General features: G+C 69.6%; 17 protein-coding genes and 2 pseudogenes. 9 read left to right on the top strand and 10 right to left on the bottom strand.

Annotated features, from left to right (window positions below; genetic code table 11):
- Positions 1–287: 287 nt before the first annotated feature.
- Positions 288–695, bottom strand: coding sequence for a hypothetical protein (locus tag B7767_RS22350; RefSeq protein ID WP_179167240.1), 408 nt, complete (start codon positions 693–695; stop codon positions 288–290).
- Between the two features lie 790 nt (positions 696–1485).
- Here B7767_RS22350 and B7767_RS22340 point away from each other — a divergent pair.
- From B7767_RS22340 to B7767_RS22325, 4 genes are all read left to right on the top strand, one after another.
- Complete coding sequence (locus tag B7767_RS22340) at positions 1486–2601, top strand: hypothetical protein (protein ID WP_179167239.1); 1116 nt, start codon at positions 1486–1488, stop codon at positions 2599–2601.
- A gap of 297 nt (positions 2602–2898) precedes the next feature.
- Positions 2899–4074 (top strand): glutathione-independent formaldehyde dehydrogenase, encoded by a 1176-nt coding sequence (locus B7767_RS22335; protein ID WP_085573767.1) that lies wholly within the window; start codon positions 2899–2901, stop codon positions 4072–4074.
- Positions 4075–4501: 427 nt separating this feature from the next.
- Entirely contained in the window at positions 4502–5440 is a 939-nt protein-coding gene (locus B7767_RS22330) for an SRPBCC family protein (RefSeq protein WP_085573766.1), read from the top strand.
- Positions 5437–6612, top strand: coding sequence for a zinc-dependent alcohol dehydrogenase (locus tag B7767_RS22325; RefSeq protein ID WP_085573765.1), 1176 nt, complete (start codon positions 5437–5439; stop codon positions 6610–6612). The genes B7767_RS22330 and B7767_RS22325 overlap by 4 nt, the downstream gene beginning before the upstream one ends.
- 335 nt (positions 6613–6947) lie before the next feature.
- Here B7767_RS22325 and B7767_RS22320 read toward each other — a convergent pair whose 3' ends face one another.
- From B7767_RS22320 to B7767_RS48220, 4 genes and pseudogenes are all read right to left on the bottom strand, one after another.
- Positions 6948–7481: a GNAT family N-acetyltransferase gene (locus B7767_RS22320; RefSeq protein WP_179167238.1), complete on the bottom strand. Its 534-nt coding sequence runs from the start codon at positions 7479–7481 to the stop codon at positions 6948–6950.
- Between the two features lie 49 nt (positions 7482–7530).
- Complete coding sequence (locus B7767_RS22315; protein WP_085573763.1) at positions 7531–7905, bottom strand: helix-turn-helix transcriptional regulator; 375 nt, start codon at positions 7903–7905, stop codon at positions 7531–7533.
- Positions 7815–8621, bottom strand: coding sequence for a hypothetical protein (locus B7767_RS22310; RefSeq protein WP_256923528.1), 807 nt, complete (start codon positions 8619–8621; stop codon positions 7815–7817). Before B7767_RS22310 ends, B7767_RS22315 begins: the two co-directional genes overlap by 91 nt.
- Before the next feature lie 5 nt (positions 8622–8626).
- Positions 8627–8857: pseudogene (locus tag B7767_RS48220) on the bottom strand (IS6 family transposase); the annotation flags it as partial.
- Positions 8858–8984: 127 nt separating this feature from the next.
- Here B7767_RS48220 and B7767_RS22300 point away from each other — a divergent pair.
- The 5 genes from B7767_RS22300 (at position 8985) to B7767_RS22275 (ending at position 13946) form a co-directional block, all read left to right on the top strand.
- Positions 8985–9266: a metal-sensitive transcriptional regulator gene (locus B7767_RS22300; RefSeq protein ID WP_085573762.1), complete on the top strand. Its 282-nt coding sequence runs from the start codon at positions 8985–8987 to the stop codon at positions 9264–9266.
- A 646-nt stretch (positions 9267–9912) separates the two neighbouring features.
- On the top strand, positions 9913–10407 hold the full coding sequence (locus tag B7767_RS22290; protein ID WP_085573760.1) for a hypothetical protein: 495 nt from the start codon (positions 9913–9915) through the stop codon (positions 10405–10407).
- Between the two features lie 49 nt (positions 10408–10456).
- Positions 10457–11206 (top strand): thioredoxin domain-containing protein, encoded by a 750-nt coding sequence (locus tag B7767_RS22285; RefSeq protein ID WP_085573759.1) that lies wholly within the window; start codon positions 10457–10459, stop codon positions 11204–11206.
- Positions 11203–12069, top strand: coding sequence for a cytochrome c biogenesis CcdA family protein (locus B7767_RS22280; protein ID WP_085573758.1), 867 nt, complete (start codon positions 11203–11205; stop codon positions 12067–12069). The genes B7767_RS22285 and B7767_RS22280 overlap by 4 nt, the downstream gene beginning before the upstream one ends.
- A 428-nt stretch (positions 12070–12497) precedes the next feature.
- A complete protein-coding gene (locus B7767_RS22275; RefSeq protein ID WP_218775812.1) occupies positions 12498–13946 on the top strand; it encodes an MFS transporter in 1449 nt (482 codons plus the stop codon).
- A gap of 44 nt (positions 13947–13990) precedes the next feature.
- Here the strand turns inward: B7767_RS22275 and B7767_RS44815 are convergent.
- From B7767_RS44815 to B7767_RS22250, 5 genes and pseudogenes are all read right to left on the bottom strand, one after another.
- Positions 13991–14116 (bottom strand): annotated as a pseudogene (locus B7767_RS44815) (IS5/IS1182 family transposase); the annotation flags it as partial.
- Between the two features lie 285 nt (positions 14117–14401).
- Complete coding sequence (locus B7767_RS22265; protein ID WP_085573756.1) at positions 14402–14977, bottom strand: rhodanese-like domain-containing protein; 576 nt, start codon at positions 14975–14977, stop codon at positions 14402–14404.
- Between the two features lie 185 nt (positions 14978–15162).
- Positions 15163–15906: a sulfite exporter TauE/SafE family protein gene (locus tag B7767_RS22260; RefSeq protein ID WP_085573755.1), complete on the bottom strand. Its 744-nt coding sequence runs from the start codon at positions 15904–15906 to the stop codon at positions 15163–15165.
- The gene (locus B7767_RS22255) at positions 15903–16268 is read right to left on the bottom strand and encodes a rhodanese-like domain-containing protein (RefSeq protein ID WP_179167237.1); all 366 of its coding nucleotides are present in this window, start codon (positions 16266–16268) and stop codon (positions 15903–15905) included. The genes B7767_RS22260 and B7767_RS22255 overlap by 4 nt, the downstream gene beginning before the upstream one ends.
- A 36-nt stretch (positions 16269–16304) precedes the next feature.
- Positions 16305–16700: rhodanese-like domain-containing protein (locus tag B7767_RS22250; protein ID WP_143652582.1), on the bottom strand; the 396-nt coding region annotated here is incomplete at its 5' end.

The raw sequence follows: 16700 nt of genomic DNA, 5'->3' as shown, positions 1-16700 counted from the left end.
CCCCCCCCCCCCCCCGCCGTGTTCCTGCCGCACCCGGACGTCTGCCGCTTCGTCCAGCCGCTCGTCCTGCTACCCCGCCTTCAGCTCCGCATACCTGTGTCGGGGCGGCGGCATGGTGTCCCACCGCCCGCCGGGCTTTCCCCCACCATGCGCCCGACGGCTGCGCAATGGTCTGCGCATGGCGTTGGCCTGCTGTGGTGGGGGCCGTGGTCGGGGTTCTGGTGGTCGTGGGCGGGTTTGTGCAGTGCCTGGTCGGATTCCGACCGCGATCCTGACCATGGTGGTGGTCAGGGGTGTGGGGTGTGCATCCAGTCGACCCGCTGGTCGGGGTCGTGGACGGGTCGCCAGATGGGTGCGGTGGGGCCGTGCTGGAGCAGGTCGGTCATCGAGGCAGTCAGGACGGTGACCTCGCGCAGGAAGCCGGCCAGCGACACATCGCGAGCGGCTGTGCGTAGGGCGTGGACGCGGTTTTCGACTCCGGCGGGGCCGGTGCCGTTGAGGACGAACAGGAGCCGTGGGAAGAGGGGGTAGCGTTGGCGCCAGGTCTCCTGTGCTGGTTCGGGGAAGGGTTGTTGCCGCTGCCGGACGGCCGGTGTGGGTGCGTAGTTGTGGAGTAGGGCGTAGCTGTTGAGTTTGGCGGCGAGGCGTTCGGGTCCCATGGTGGCGCGGTCGACTTCGACGAACGCCCGCGGCATCACCCCACCCCTGACGGAGCGAACGAAGAAGAACAACAGGCCCGACGCACCGTCGCCTACCGGCTCGCCGCCTACGACGGCCTGCCCCGCGCGGTTCGGGTGTCGGCTGCCGCAGCGGTGGAGGCCATCGATGAAGGCCAGGACACCGAACGCGCTCAGGCAGCGGTCAAGGCCCTTACGCTCACGGTTTATGACTGCCGCGCCGGCCGCTGACGCACCCAGCTGGCGGGACGGGCGGCGCGGACGCAGCCGAGTTCGGGCGTCAGCGCGGCGCCGCCACGTGGGGGACGTCGCCGGGGGAGAGGTCGGGGCGGGCACGGTGCATGCGTGCGGGGTGGCGTCACCGGCCGGAGGCGTCGTGGTCGACGTCGACGCCGACCTCGACCACCAGCTGGGGTTCCACCAGCGTGGCGTCCAGCGTCTCCCGGCGGAGAACGACCAGCCCGTCCACGGATGACCGCGCTGGGCCAGAACGAGTAACCCGGCTACCGTGCTGCTCACCGTCTGGGCGAGAGTAGTGGTGTGGATGTGGACGATGTACTGCAGGCGGCCATCATCGTCATACCTGCCCAGCAGCAGGGTGCGGGGAGCGGCCAGAGGGCCGGTGATCGCGCCGACGATCGCCTCGGTGGTCTCGTGCACCTACTGGTGAAGATTCAGTAGCTCAAGGCTGCGCAATTCGTGCACGAAACAGGAAATAGACCTCCGTCGTCGAATGGGCAGCGGTGTTATATCGGGGACATTTTGGGCACTGGTGAGCGCCGGAACAGTCGACGAGGAGGGTCCGGTCATGCGGGAGTCGTCGCAGGGCGTTACGGTCGTGGCTCTCCTAGCGGATCCGGACGCGCCGACGGAGATCGCGCAGCATTTGGCCGGGGTGCTCCCTGCTCGGCTCGCTGGCAAATCAGGACACGGACGGCGGTTCGACGTCGAGGTGGTCAGCGAGCCCTTCACCGCAGGGACCGAGGACCTGTCCACGTTGACGCGCCGGATCGTGGACCGCGGGCGTGCGGAAAGTTGGGACATCGTCGTGGCTCTCACCGACCTTCCGCTGCACTCACACGGGCGCAAGCTCGTGGTGGATCTGAGTCACGAACACGGCTTGGCGCTGCTGTCGCTTCCGTCGCTGGGGGGCCTGCGTTTTGAGAGAAGGGCCCTGCGAGCGGTGGAAGAGGCCGTTCTCAGCTTGGCGAGTCCGCGAGCCGCTGGAGCTGAGGAGCCTTCCCAGGGGCAGTCGCTGGGACGTTTCGCCAGTCGTCTTGCGCCTATTCACCCGGGCCAGATCGATGAGGAGGAGACCGTCGATCTCCGGTACGTCGTCAGCGGGCCGCGCGGTTACCTGAGGGTGCTCGGCGGCATGGTCCGGGCCAACAGGCCGTGGCGCTTGGTCCCGGGGCTCTCGAAGGCCCTTGCGGCCGCACTCGCCACAGGAGCGATCGCCACCGTGAACTCCACCCTCTGGAGCCTGGCCGCATCCCTCGACACTCCACGACTCGTGATCGCCACGGTCGGGTCCATCGCACTCATGATCGGCTGGCTGATCGTGGACGCGCACCTGTGGCATCGAACGGCGGAGGACTCACTGGAGGTGAGGAAGCGGGCAGCTCTCTACAACGCGTCGACGGTCGTGACCGTGGGCATCGGGGTGCTCGTCTGCTATGCGGGGTTGCTGGTCATCAACCTGGTGTGGGCGCTTTTCATCCTCAACGGCCAGGTGTTCGCCTCCCTGACGCGAACACCGCTGCACGCCACGGAGTACTGGACGCTGGCCTGGTTCGTCGCTTCGGTCGCCACGGTCGGCGGTGCGCTGGGATCGGGTCTGGAGAGCGACGAGGCGATCCGGGCAGCCGCCTATTCCAAGCGTGAACAGGAGCGTCGTCGGATGCTTGAGGATGACGGTGATTAGCGGGTGATCAGAGCCAGGGGTGCCGTCTTTGATCGGTGGTCGCCCTGGCGGGAAAATGCAGCTGATTCCCACGATCAGCGACTGTTTCGGCCGTAGGTTGGCGGGGACCCGCACCGCACGCCGCCGGAGCACCGAGGCTCCGCCTGGCGGACCGGGTGAAACAACCGTTCTCCCTGATCCAGGTGAACGGCTCGCGCAGGCGTGCCGAAACCACGGACTCCGTCTTCGGATGGTCGAGAGTCAGGCTCCTTGCGCCGTCTCCATCACCGCCATGCAGTGACATCCAGGGAAGTCATCATGAAGGCAGCGGTATACGAAGGACCGCGAACGGTCACGGTGAAGGACGTGCCGGACGCGAAGATCGAGCATCCCTGCGACATCGTCGTCAAGATCACAGCCACCAACATCTGTGGTTCGGACCTGCACATGTACGAGGGCCGCACCTCGTTCGAGTCCGGCCGCACGCTGGGGCACGAGAACATGGGGCAGGTGGTGGAGGTCGGCTCGGCCGTGCGCAAGGTGCAGGTCGGTGAGTACGTGGTTCTGCCCTTCAACATCGCCTGCGGCTTCTGCAAGCAGTGCGAGCGGGGGCTGACCAACTACTGCCTGACCATGCAGCCTGAACCCTCCCTCGCCGGAGCCGCTTACGGCTTCGCCGAGATGGGCCCCTACCAGGGCGGCCAGGCGGAGCTGTTGCGTGTGCCCTACGGTGACTTCAACGCGCTGCGTCTGGGTGAGGACGCCGCCGAGCGGCAGACGGACTACGTGATGCTCGCCGACATCTTCCCCACCGGCTACCACGCCACCGAGATGGCCCACGTCAAGCCGGGCGACCAGACCATCGTCTTCGGGGCTGGTCCGGTCGGGCTGATGGCGACCTACTCCGCCCTCCTCAAGGGTGCCGGCCGCGTGTGGACGGCCGACCACCAGCCCGACCGGCTGCGCAAGGCGGAGGAGATAGGGGCCATTCCGATCAATACCGCCGAGCAGAACCCGGCGGAGGTCGTCAAGGAGGCCACCCTCGGTCTGGGCGCCGACAACGGATGCGAGTGCGTCGGCTACCAGGCACACGATCCCGAGGGACACGAGGACGCCAGTCTCACGCTGAACAGCCTGATCGACTCGGTCAGGTTCACCGGCGACATCGGCGTGGTGGGGGTGTTCCTGCCCCAGGATCCCGGCGGCACGGAGGCTCAGGGGGAGCTGGAGGCACAGGGCAAGGTGCCGATCGACTTCGGGACGATGTGGTTCAAGGGCCAGCACATGGGGACCGGGCAGGCGCCGGTGAAGAAGTACAACCGGGCACTGCGGGATCTGATCGCCGGCGGGAAGGCGACGCCGAGCTTCATCGTCTCCCACGAGCTCAGCCTGGACGAGGCCCCCACCGCCTACGAGCACTTCGACGCCCGTGACGAGGGATGGACGAAGGTGGTCCTGCATCCCGACGGGCACGGCAACGGCCACAAAAAGTAAAGAGTCCGGGGCCGTCCACCACCCCAGGACGGGGCCGGCCGACGACCTGCGCCCGGCCCTGACTTCGGCCGGGGCGTGAGGATCGTCCTGGCCTGCGCTCCCGTCCCACCGGGCGGTGACGCCCAGACATGTCCGGCTCGGACGTACGGACGGCGGTCTTCCACCACCCGGTTCGACGCGTGCATACCGGACAGGCCAAGACCTACCGGCGCCGCGAAGCGATCCGTGACACGGGGGTGTTGATGCTTGCTTCCCATGGCGAGCCCTCACGCCGGCCCCGTGACCGAACGGCTGCGCCGGGTTGATGACAGGAGCCGAGGGTTGTATGCGGAGCACGCGGTAACTCCCGCCTTGTCCGCCTTGGGCCCTTCACCTTCCCCTGAAGTGGCTCGCCTTCCGTTCACCTCCCCGCACGTGAGGAGCACTGATGACAGCAGACACCCGCTCCCCCTCCCGCCTGCGACACGATCCGCTCGTACGTGGTCTCGGCTGGGCCAGTGCGCTCCTGGGAGTGCCCCAGGTGGTCGCCCCGGCGGGCTTCGCGCGGGCCCTGGGCGTGGACGACGCCCCCCGGCACCGATCGGCCACGACCGCCGTCGGCGTGCGCGAACTGGCGGCGGCGACCGGGCTGCTGGGGCGGCCGCATCCCGTCTGGCTCTGGGGCCGCGTCGGTGGCGACCTCATGGATCTGACGCTGCTCGCCCGGGCCTTGAAGAACCACAACGGTCGCGGCCTCGGACGCACCGTCGCTGCGACGGCCGCAGTCACCGCCATCACCGCCACGGACGTCTACGCGGCTGTGACCCGCACCCGTAGGAGCGCCCCCATGGAACTGACCGCGGCCACCACCGTCACCCGGTCCCCGGAGGAGGCGTACACCCTCTGGAAGGACCTGGAGCGACTGCCGGACTTCATGGTGCACCTGGACGAGGTGCACGTGACCGGCCCGCGCACCAGTCACTGGCAGGCCGGCGCACCGTTCGGCAAGACAGTCGAATGGGACGCCGAGATCACCCAGGACATCCCCGGCCAACTGATCGCGTGGCGGTCGGTGGACGGTGCCGACATCGACAACTCCGGCGAAGCCCGTTTCGTGCCGGCCCCCGGTGGCCAGGGCACGGAGATACGGGTGTCCCTGCGCTACGAACTGCCCGGGGGAGCGCTGGGCAAGGCGGCGGCGCGCTACTTCGGCGAGGAGCCGCACCAGCAGCTGGACGACGACCTTCGCCGCTTCAAGCAGATCGCGGAAACCGGTGAGGTCGTCCGCTCCGAGGGCGCACCCGGCGGCAAGCGGGCCCGGGGCGAGTTCCCGCAGCACCCTGCCCGGCCGCTGACCGAGGACGAACTGAAGGAGGCCCTGGCATGAAGGCCACCTGCTGGACGGGACGCAACTCGGTCAAGGTGCAGGACGTCCCCGACCCCTCGATTCTGAACAGCCGCGACGTCATCGTGAAAATCACCTCGACGGCGATCTGCGGCTCCGACCTCCATCTGGTCGACGGCTACGTGCCCACCATGGAGAAGGGCGACATCCTGGGCCATGAGTTCATGGGAGAGGTCGTCGAGGTCGGCCCCGGCATCAGCGACGACAAACTGCGCATCGGCGACCGGGTCGTGGTGCCCTTCCCCATCGCCTGCGGCGCTTGTGCGTCCTGCCGCGCGGAGCTGTACTCGTGCTGCGAGAACAGCAACCCCAACGCCGGCATCTCCGAGAAGATGTTCGGTCATCCCACCTGCGGCATCTACGGTTACTCACATCTCACCGGCGGCTTCGCCGGCGGCCAGGCCGAGTACGCGCGGGTGGTGCTCGCCGACGCCAACGCCCTCAAGATCGAGTCGGACCTGACCGACGAGCAGGTCCTCTTCCTGTCCGACATCCTGCCGACCGGTTACATGGGCGCCGACATGTGCGACATCAAGCAAGGTGACGTCGTCGCCGTCTGGGGCGCCGGGCCGGTCGGCCAGTTCGCCATGGACAGCGCCCGGGTCCTGGGCGCAGAAAAGGTCATCGCCATCGACAAGGAGACCTACCGCCTCGACATGGCCGCCGCCCAGGGCTACACCACCATCGACTTCGAGGACACCGACGTACGGTCCGCCCTGCTCGAACTCACCGGCGGCCGTGGCCCCGACAAGTGCATCGACGCGGTCGGCCTGGAAGCCACACACGGCGCCTCCCACGTCCACCTCTACGACCGCGCCAAGCAGGCGGTCCGCTCCGAGACCGACCGGCCGCACGCCCTGCGCCAGGCCATCATGTCCTGCCGGAGCGGCGGCGTGGTCTCGGTCATCGGCGTCTACGGCGGGCTGATCGACAAGTTCCCGGCGGGTGCCTGGATGAACAGGTCACTGACCCTGCGCACCGGACAATGCCACGTGCAGCGGTACATGCAACCACTGCTGGGGATGATCGAGCAGGGCAGGATCGACCCCACCCGGATCATCACCCACCGGCTGCCCCTGACCGAGGCACCGACTGGCTACGACCTGTTCAAGAACAAGAAGGACCACTGCGAAAAGGTCGTCCTCACCCCGTGAGGCCCACGCCGACGCTCGTGTCACCGTGTGTCGCTGACGCCGACGAGCCGAGCGCGCCCAGGATGCGGCCCAGGCCCCGGACAGCACTGCAGGCGGCCCCGAAATGGCCCCTGAGGCAGGCTGCCCCCTGACCTGCAGCGCAGTCAGAACAGCCACAGCTGGACCCCGCGCCCGCGCGAGTTGGCTCAGGCCGCCGCCCTCACGACAGCCGGGGCCGCTCGGTGCCCGCTCCCCATCGCGAAGACTCCAGCCACCCCGGCCCCGCGCCCCCGGACGACTCGGCCCCAGGCACCGCCCGCACGGCGGGGCGGGAACAGCCGCCGGACCAGCGGTCCTCATCGGCGTCGACCGCACCGCCCGCGTGATCGCCCAGCTGCTGTGACGAGTCGGGTGATGGCGGGGCTGCGGCGCTCGATGAGGACGACGTCGCGCCAGACGCCGTGATGGAGCCCGATCCGCTCCCGCGTGCCGATGACACGGAAGCCGGCCTGCTGGTGCACGGCGAGGCTGGCGGTGTTCTCGGGGAAGATCCCCGACTGGATCGTCCAGATCCCGGCCCGCTCGGTGGACTCGATCAGAGCCTTCAGCAGGGCGGAGGCGACGCCCCGGCCGCGGGCGTCGGGGTGGACGTAGACGGAGTGCTCGCCCCCCGCGTACGCGCACCGGTCGGAGACCCGGCTCGCGGCCACCCAGCCCAGCACGGTCCCGTCCGCATCAAGGGCGGCGAAGCGGTGCTCAGGCAGCTTCGCCGCATCGAACGCCTCCCAGGCCGGCGCGACGGTCTCGAAGGTGGCGTTCCCCTCGTCGACCCCCACCTGGTAGATGGCCAGCACCTGCCCCGCGTGCTCCGGCGCCAGCGGCACGATCACCGCACTCGCAGATCCGCTCCACACGACGTTCCCCCTGGACCTGGTCCGGTCAGGCCGCGGCCGGCAGGGCCAGCAGCTTGCCCATCGCCGCCAGCACGGACGGCTCGACCCGGTAGTAGACCCAGGTACCGCGCCGCTCGGAGGTGAGCAGCCCGGCCTCCTTGAGCTTCTTCAGGTGGTGGGACACCGTGGGCTGGGAGACCCCAACGTCGGAGATGTCGCAGACGCACGCCTCCCCGCCCTCGTGGGAGGCCACGGCCGAGAAGAGACGCAGGCGGACCGGGTCGCCGAGCGCCTTGAACATCCGCGCGGCGGTCTCGGCCTCCTCGGCGGTCATCGGCCGCTCGGTGAGCGGCGGGCAGCACGGCGCCACGCCCTGACCGTCGGCGGGCTCGAGCAGCGGCAGCACCTTCGCATTCGACATGCGTCTATGTTGACACATGTCGAACCAGCGTGGGGAGGCCCGTCACCGGCGCGCGAGATGGGCGGCCAGACGCCGGGCGACGCGCTCCGCGTCCCGTCCGACGCCGCGCAGCGAGTTCGACGACAGGCTGCGCTGCCGTTCCAGCCCGACGAACGGCAGCCCCGGCACAGTGGTGGCGAGGCCCTCGCGGTGCCGGGGGTTTCCCCGGCGTCGAGGTCGGCGAGGTAGGGCAGGTCGGGGCGGTAGCCGGTGGCCAGCACGATCGCGTCGGCTTCCTCCCAGCTGCCGTCCGTCCAGCAGACCTTCGCGCCGTCGATGCCGGTGAAGAGCGGCCGCCGGTTCGGGGCGCCCTGGGTGAGGGCGGCGCGGTAGCGGCCGTCGTCGATGACGAGCTGCGTGGGCGGCCGGTGCAGCAGGCCGCCGAGCGGGGCGATGTCCAGACCGGTGAGCCGCAGCCAGACGTGCAGGTCACGTCCGGCGATCTTCTGCCGGGCGAACCTCACCGGCGCGCGGCTGGCGAGCGTGACCCGGGCGGTCTTGGCGAGCTCGGCGGCGATCTGCACCGCGAAGTTCCCCGCGTCCACCACGGCTCGCTGGCCGGCGAAGGGTTCCGGGCGCCGGTACCCGGCGGCGTGCGGCACCGTGCCGGTGAAGCCGTCCAGACCAGGAAGGGCGGGGCGGTGGGGGTGGCCGAACGTGCCGGACGCCGCGACCACGAGAGCCACTCGTCCCCAGGCCGAGGCTGCCGGCGGCGCAGCGCGCCTGCGCAGGCCGACCCGAACTTGGCGCACCAGCGGCGCACCGTCTCGTGGGAGACGACGATCCCGCGCTCGAGCATCAGCTCCTCGACCCCGCGCAACGACAGCGGGAAACGGAAGTACAGCCGCACACAGTGGGAGATCACCTCGACCGGGTACCGGTGCCCCTTGTACGACAGCGACACGGCCCCCACGGACAGCCCCCTCCAGCACGATCAACCAGAAGATCACCCCACCCGGCCAACCAACGTGACAGCGCCCGAGCTTGGGATTGCCTCTCCGGATGAGATACCCTGCCGGGTATCTCGAAGGGGTGTGGCTGTGGAACTGGCGATGGCTGCTGAGGAACTGAAGACGGTGGTCAACCGGTTGCGGCGGGCGCAGGGCCAGATCGCCGGTGTGATCAAGATGATCGAGGAGGGGCGGGACTGCGAGGACGTGGTCACGCAGCTCGCGGCGGCGTCCCGGGCGCTGGACAAGGCGGGCTTCGCGATCATCGCCACCGGTCTGCAGCACTGCCTGACCGACTCGGACATGGCCGCATCCGGTGACCGGGAGCAGATGCGGGCCCGGCTGGAGAAGTTGTTCCTGTCCCTGGCCTGAGTGTGCAGCCTCGCCGGATTGTTCGGCATGCCGGGTAAGGGCATCGCTCAGCATGAAGGCGGCTCCCAGGCAACAGGGCGATGCCGAAGAGGGCCTGCAGTTCGAACGGCGCCACGGTGACCAGGATGGCAAGGACGCTTTCTTCGCCGGTCTGGACGACCAGGGGCCGGAGCGAATGGCCTAGGGTGGCCATGTCCATGAACAGGGTGCAGGAGCGGTGATGAGGCGAGCAGCACACGGGCGGGCGCACGCTCGGTTTCGTGGTGTGCTGGCTCTGCTCGTGGGCGTGGTGGCGCTGTTGTGCGTCTTCGGGCACGTGGAGCGTGGGGGGCCGGACACGCCGCCGTCCATCGCGGAGCACATGCACGTTCCTACTGTTGCTGAACCGTCGGACGGCGCAGCGACGCCGTGTGGCAAGAAGGCCATTGCTGATCACAGTGCGCAGCGGGCCGAGGATCCTCCGCCGTCTTCTTCGTGCCCTGGTCCTGCGTCCCCGTACACCGATCCCGCACCTTCCGTGTCACAGCACTCCGGCGTGCTGTCGGGGGGACCGGCTCCGCCGCCGACGACACTTCACTCCGTTCTACGGATTTAGACCGGCCTGTTGGCCGTGTCCCTGAATCCTCGGAGAACGGAGTTCTTCAACATGCCCTCTTCCTCGCGCTCATGGAGCCGGGCGGGTGCAGCACTGCGTGGTTGGCGGTCCCGGCAGTGGACTGTGGCAGGCACAGGTGCCCTGGCCACAGCGATCATGGTCGGTGTGCCCACCGACGTGGTGCCCAATCCGCTGTTCGGCCGGTCGGTCCCGGTGCAGTGGTGGAACTACCCGGCCCTTGCCGTCACGGCCGTCCTGGCCGGCATCGTCCTGAGCACCTACGTGCGCCAGCCCTCGTCCTCCCCGGAACCGAAAGCCGAAGGCGGCACCCGTTTGGGAGCGATCGGCGGGGTGCTGTCCTTCTTCGCCGTCGGCTGCCCGGTCTGCAACAAACTCATCCTTGTGCTCCTCGGAGCTTCCGGCGCCCTGAGCTACTGGGCCCCCCTGCAGCCGCTGCTGGCCTTCCTGTCGGCGGGGCTGCTGGCGGAAGCCGCGCTGCGCCGCCTGTCCTTGCAGACCGCGTGCCCAGTCACGGCTTCTGCCTGACCTGCGGCCGGTTCTGCATCCTTTTCCTCCTCACCGTCTGAGGTGTCCCATGTCTGGATCCACCCTGTCCTCGTCCCGCCGCAGCCGCAGGCGGACCATCGCTGCTGCCGCGGTTCTCGCCGCCGCAGCGGTGACCGCGGCCTTCGCCCTCACGCTCGACGATTCGGACAACCGCAACGAGACTGCCGGCGAGCCCGCGGTTGTCACCGAGTCCGCCGTTCCCGCGCCCGCCGACGAGAGCCTGCTCGCCCTCGCCCGCCGCGATCCTTCCGACGCTCTGGCGGTCGGGCGGGCGGACGCCCCGGTGGTGATGATCGAGTACTCCGACTTCCAGTGCCCGTTCTGCGGCCGGTTCGCCCGCGAGACCAAGCCCGAACTGCTGCGCTCGTACGTGGACAAGGGAATCCTGCGCATCGAGTGGCGCAACTTCCCCGTCTTCGGCGAGGAATCCGAGCAGGCCGCGCTGGCCGGCTGGGCGGCCGGACAGCAGAAGAAGTTCTGGGAGTTCCACGATGTCGCCTACAGCAAGCCACGCGAACGCAACACCGGTGATTTCGGCGCCGAGAACCTCATCGCCATGGCCCGTGAGGCGGGAATCGCCGACATCGAGCGGTTCCAGGCCGACATGACGTCCGACAAGGCCCGCAGCGCCGTGCAAAAGGACCGGGAGGAGGGTTACGTCCTCGGCGTGACCAGCACTCCGGCGTTCCTGATCAACGGCAAGCCGATCCTGGGCGCCCAGCCCACGGACACCTTCGAGGAAGCCGTCGAGACGGCGGCGAAGGCGGCCGGGCGATGAACGGGGTCGGCCTGGCGGCGGCGTTCCTCGGCGGACTGCTGGCTCTGCTCAGCCCGTGCAGCGCACTGCTGCTGCCGGCCTTCTTCGCCTACTCCTTCACCAGCCGCACCCGGCTGCTGGCGCGTACCGGCCTGTTCTACATCGGGCTGTGCACGACACTCGTACCGCTCGGCGTGGCCGGCTCGTTCGCCAGCCGCCTCTTCTACGGCCACCGCGACACCCTGGTGTCCGTGGGAGGGTGGACGGTCATCGCCCTGGGCGTGGCGCAGATCGCCGGGATGGGCTTCGGCTCCCGCCGGATGGCACAGGCCGCAGGCGGACGCCGTTCGGGCTCGGCACTGTCGGTGTTCGCCCTGGGAGCGGTGTACGGGCTGGCGGGATTCTGCGCGGGACCGATCCTCGGCTCCATCCTGACCGTGGCAGCCGTGGACGGCGACCCCCTGTACGGCGGTGTACTGCTCGCCGTCTACGCCCTGGGCATGGCGGTTCCGATGTTCGTGCTGGCGTTGCTGTGGGACCGGTTCGATCTGGGCCGCAAACGCTGGCTGCGCGGCCGGACCTTCCAGGCGGGGCCGGTGGCCCTGCACAGCACCTCTCTTTTCGGCGGCCTGTTCTTCATCGCTCTCGGGGCGGCGTTCCTGGCCTTCGACGGCACATCCGCGCTGCCGCCGGTGCTGAGCACCGATACCGAGTTCGCCCTGGAGGAACGGCTCTCCGATGTCGGCGCAGCGGTGTCCGACCGGCTTGTCCTGCTGGTCCTGGCCGGTGTGGCGGCACTGGCCGCCCTGCTGGTGCTGCTTTGGCCGCCCAGCAGGCGGGAGCGGCAGTCACCGCCGGAAGTGGAACCGGCCGTGCGCGAGTAATTGATCGTCTCGGAGCGCCTTGAGGGCATGGGAGGTGGACAAGTGGACGGCCTTGGCCGTCCGCGTCGGGGCACGCACGCGTCTCCTCGTATGCAGCCTTTCCTCAGCTTGCTCTGCCGGTTGTTCCTCCGGTGTGCGGGCCTGCCCGACTGCTGACAGGTGTGCGTTTCCCTGACTCCGTCGGGGGTGAGTGGGCGGGAGTGCCGGCGCTCGAGATGTGCATGGTGATGTCGCCTTGGGCGGGTGCCCCCCACCCCGCCAACCGTCGTTGTCTTCGTACGCCCTGCCCTCAGTGACATACCCCCTCCGGTATATGGTTGCATACGGGAGGGGGGTATGTGTTCGGTTTGCTCGCCATGACGGCAGTCAGAGCTCATGACGACAGACCGGCGGCTGGAAATTCTGGGAGACCCGGTGAAGGAGACGAAGTGACAACGACGACGAGGCAGCGGGCCGGCATCATCCCGCTGCTGGTCATCGCGACTGCGCAGCTGACGCTGGTGCTCGACGATTCGATCGTGAACATCGCGTTGCCGAGCATCCAGCGGGACCTCGGCGTGACGGTGGAGCACCTGCCGTGGGTGGTCAACGCCTACACCCTCGCGTTCGGATCACTGCTCCTGCTCGGGGGTCGGATCGGTGACCTGTGGGGACGCCGTCGCACACTGCAGCTCGGTATCGCAGTCTTCATCGTCGCGTCCCTCGCCGGCGGCCTCGGGCAGAACGCCACGATGCTCATCGTCGCCCGCGCCATCCAGGGCGTCGGGGCGGCGCTGACCGCCCCGAACGCGCTGGCTCTGATCACGACCACCTCCTCCGAGCGCAAGCTGCGCGATGCGGCGCTGTCCCTCTACGGCGCCATGTCCGCTCTGGGGATCGTCGTCGGACTGCTCCTCGGCGGTGTCCTGACCGACCTCCTCGACTGGCGGTGGGTGTTCTTCATCAACATCCCGATCGGCCTGCTGGTTCTCCTCGGCAGCCGCACCCTGGTCGCCGCCGACCGCCACCACGGCCGGGTCGGCACGCTGGGCGCAGTGCTCGGCACCGGCGGGATGGTGGCACTGGTGTATGCGATCACCCGGGTCGGTGAGAACGGCTTCACCGACCCGATCGCCCTGATCCTCCTCGGCGCGGCCGCCGTGCTACTGGCCGTATTCGTTCTGACTCAGGCCCACAGCTCGAGTTCTCTGGTGCCGTTGAGCCTGTTCCGCGACCGCAACCGCTCCGGCGCCTGCCTGGCCATGCTGCTGCTGGCCATCGGCCCGATGGGCGCCTTCTACGTCATCACCCTCTACCTCCAGCAGGTCCAGCAGTACAGCCCGCTTCGCGCCGGAGTGGCATGGCTGCCGTTCGCCGCCGGCCTCGTCCTCGGCGCCGGTACCGCCCCGAAACTCCTGCTGAAGACCGCTCCCCGCTCCGTCGCCGCGCTCGGCGCACTGCTGAGCGCGCTAGCCGCGTTCTGGTTTTCCGTGATCTCCGTCGACACGGGCTACTGGCTGCACCTGGCACCGGCGATGTTCGTCCTCGCGCTCGGTTTCGGTCTCGGCATCCTCGCGCTCACCCAGGCCGCGGTCTACCGCGTCGATGCGGACAAGGCCGGGATCGCCTCGGCCCTGCTCAACTCCGCCCAGCAGGTCGGCGTCGCTCTGGGCCTGGCCGTACTCGCCGGGGTCGCCGCCGCCGTCACCGCGCAGCCGGAGAGGGCCGCGCGGGGCACCGGCGAGGCGCTGGTCGCCGGATACGGCACAGCCCTGACCGTCGCCGCAGGCGTTCTTTTCACCGCCGGCGTTCTCGCACTGGCCACCCTCAGCGCTCACCCGGTCACCGAACAGGACACGCCCGAGCCCGTGGAAATGAACACCGGTGTGGGGAACTGACTGGGCGCCGACCACGCGCCGGGCTTGTCCTGAATCTCCGCTGGGGTTCGAAGGCGGCGGAGATGTACCAGGCTGCGGACGAGTTCGAGTAGGCCCTGAGACAGATCAGCGCGACGCTCATAACGGGTGTGGAGCCGTTTGAACTGATGCAGCCAGGCGCACGCGCGCTCGCCCCCAAGCGGACCCTGCGCATGCGTCCCCTGCGGGTGGCACCTGGTCAGGAGCACGCAACCGACCCGGCTGACGGAACTCGGGGCGGGCGGCGGCAGCGGAGCCGCCTGCCCCCACAGGGTGCCGGGAACAAGATCAGCACGCACCTTGGCACCCTGCCGACCGGGACCGTCGAGTACAAGACCGCGACGTCGTTCCTAAACGATCAGTGGGGGTCTTCGGCCGCATGCTTGACATGCGTGGAGGGAGGGGTCCGGCTTCGGACCCCTCCCTCCACGGGCGGCTCAGAGGTTGCGCAGTGCGGCCAGGGTGCTGTCGAGATCAGCGGTGCGGGGGCGGTTGTGGGGCAGTTTGGCGAGCATGGCGGCCATGCCGCAGGTGTTGGTGAGGGCGGAGAAGACCAGGCCGCCTGCGATGCCGGCGGAGAGGAGCTGGAAGGCAGGGTGGACGGTGAGACCGAGCAGCAGGCCGAGCAGCACGGTCGTTCCTGCGGTGAACCTCACCTGCCGCTCCATGCCCCAGGTGGCACGCGAGGTGCCTTGGGGGCGGTGCAGTTCGTGGCCGTCAGCCGCCCAGGCGCCGGTGCCTCCCGACAGGGTGGCGGCGGTGACGCCGTTCTCCGCGAGGATCCTGCAGGCGTTCTCGGAGCGGGCGCCCGAGGCACAGACGACCAGAAGGTCACCGTGGTCGGCAGCGTGCCGGAGGTCGGGCAGCGCGCGCTGGATCTGGTCGAGGGGAATGTTGAGCGCGCCGGGGAGGTGACCGCCGGCGTATTCGCCGGGGGTGCGCACGTCGATGACGGTCAGTTCGTGCAGGCGGGTGCGTGCCTCGCCGGTGGTGAGGGCGGTGGAGGTGGTCATGGCAGAGGTCATCCTTGTGTGTCGACGGTGCCCCCGGCGGGGGACCGTATGGTCGTGCGGAGTCGGAGGGAGCTTGGACTGGTGGGAGCCGGACTGTGGGCTGCAGCAGCGCCTGGTCGGCATCGGGGCGGGCCGCCAGTGCCGTGCCGGCCGGAACGAAACGCGCAGATAGTGAACTTTGTGCTTCAGGCGATCGCGTCGACGAGCATGAACGCCGCCACCGCCAGCAGGACACCCGCGAAGATCTTCTGAAGGGTGGTGCCGGAGATCTTCGCCGCGAGCCGCTTGCCGTCCCAGGCACCGAGGATCGCGGCCCCGGTGAAAGGCCCGATGACCTCCCAGTGGAGCCCGTCACCGGTGCCGGTGCGAGCGGCGAGCGCGGCGAGCGAGTTCACGGTGATGACGAGCAGGCTGGTGCCCACCGCCTGCCGCATCCGCAGACCCAGAACGCCTACCAGGGCGGGCACGGCCAGAAATCCTCCGCCGACCCCGAGGAACCCGGTCACGGCGCCCAGCCCGGCGCCGGCACCGGCCGCCTTGCCGGGGCGGATTCGGTGCGGCGGCTCGGACGCGGACGGACGCAGCATGCGCAGGGCCGCCAGCGCGGCGATGACCGCGAACGCCGCGGTCAGCACCGCTTCGGGCAGGCGTCCGGCGACAGCTCCGGTGAGGAAGGCGGGGACCATGCCCGCCATGGCGAACAGCGCTCCCGTCTTCCAGGCCACGTTCCCGTCGCGGGTGTGGGCGTACAGGGCGGTGAGCGAGGTCGCGGTGACGATGATCAGGCTGGCGGTGGTGGCCGCCGCCGGGGTGAATCCGAGCAGGTAGATCAGCGCCGGCACAGCAAGAACGCTGCCGCCACCGCCGAGGGCTCCAAGGGCCAGACCGACGACGGCCCCGGCGGTGAGGGCGAGAACGAGTACGGTCACGCTATCTTGCCGCTGTTCCCGCGTTCGTCGACGACCGGGTGCCCGGCGGCGGCCCACGCGTTCATGCCGCCTTCGACGTCCACCGCCTGCGCCCCGCGCCCGGCCAGGAGTTCGGCCGCCTGCTGGGAGCGATGACCGCTGCGGCAGATCACCACCAGTCGGCGCCCCTGCGCTTCGGCCGGCAGGGTGCCGCCGGCGACCAGTCTTGTCAGCGGTACGTGGACGGCGCCCGGGGCGTGCCCCGCAGTCCATTCGGGCTTCTCACGGACGTCCAGCAGAACAGCCTCGGGCTGGTCGCCGCCGGTGCGGCGGCGTGCCTCGTCGACCGTGACGCGTGCCCCGGCTCGGCGAAAGAGGAACATCACACGCTTCCTTCCTTACAGGCGCAACGGTGGCGATCAGCCGGAGGTCAAGGACAGCCCGGCATCCGTGGCGGCGTCGAAGCCGTCGTCGACGGCGACCACGTCGCGGCCGGCGGCGTCGAGCAGGGAGGCGGCGATGGCCGCGCGCATCCCGCCGGCGCAGTGCACCCACACCGTCCCGTCCGGCACTTCGCCGATGCGGCTGTGCAGTTCGTGGACGGGGATGTGGACCGAGCCGTCGATGTGGCCGCCCGCACGCTCGGAGTTCCGGCGTACGTCCAGGACGACCACGTCCTCGCCGCGCGCGCGGACGTCGGCGAGGTCGGCGAAGCGGGCGCGGGGGAAGGAGGCGAGCTGCCGGCCGGGGCGGATCCAGTCGGCCGGGTCGCCGGTGGCGGCGGCGGCCGGGCGGTCGATGCCCACCCGCGCGAG

The sequence above is a fragment of the Streptomyces sp. 13-12-16 genome (genome assembly GCF_002114215.1).
GTDB lineage: Bacteria > Actinomycetota > Actinomycetes > Streptomycetales > Streptomycetaceae > Streptomyces.
This window is presented reverse-complemented; position numbering and strand designations above follow the sequence as displayed.

Excerpts from the sequence above, each read along its gene's own strand:
- B7767_RS22350 (WP_179167240.1), bottom strand. The coding sequence starts at position 695 with ATGCCGCGGGCGTTCGTCGAAGTCGACCGCGCCACCATGGGACCCGAA.
- B7767_RS22340 (WP_179167239.1), top strand. The coding sequence starts at position 1,486 with ATGCGGGAGTCGTCGCAGGGCGTTACGGTCGTGGCTCTCCTAGCGGAT.
- B7767_RS22335 (WP_085573767.1), top strand. The coding sequence starts at position 2,899 with ATGAAGGCAGCGGTATACGAAGGACCGCGAACGGTCACGGTGAAGGAC.
- B7767_RS22330 (WP_085573766.1), top strand. The coding sequence starts at position 4,502 with ATGACAGCAGACACCCGCTCCCCCTCCCGCCTGCGACACGATCCGCTC.
- B7767_RS22325 (WP_085573765.1), top strand. The coding sequence starts at position 5,437 with ATGAAGGCCACCTGCTGGACGGGACGCAACTCGGTCAAGGTGCAGGAC.
- B7767_RS22315 (WP_085573763.1), bottom strand. The coding sequence starts at position 7,905 with ATGTCGAATGCGAAGGTGCTGCCGCTGCTCGAGCCCGCCGACGGTCAG.
- B7767_RS22290 (WP_085573760.1), top strand. The coding sequence starts at position 9,913 with ATGCCCTCTTCCTCGCGCTCATGGAGCCGGGCGGGTGCAGCACTGCGT.
- B7767_RS22285 (WP_085573759.1), top strand. The coding sequence starts at position 10,457 with ATGTCTGGATCCACCCTGTCCTCGTCCCGCCGCAGCCGCAGGCGGACC.
- B7767_RS22280 (WP_085573758.1), top strand. The coding sequence starts at position 11,203 with ATGAACGGGGTCGGCCTGGCGGCGGCGTTCCTCGGCGGACTGCTGGCT.
- B7767_RS22265 (WP_085573756.1), bottom strand. The coding sequence starts at position 14,977 with ATGACCACCTCCACCGCCCTCACCACCGGCGAGGCACGCACCCGCCTG.
- B7767_RS22255 (WP_179167237.1), bottom strand. The coding sequence starts at position 16,268 with ATGTTCCTCTTTCGCCGAGCCGGGGCACGCGTCACGGTCGACGAGGCA.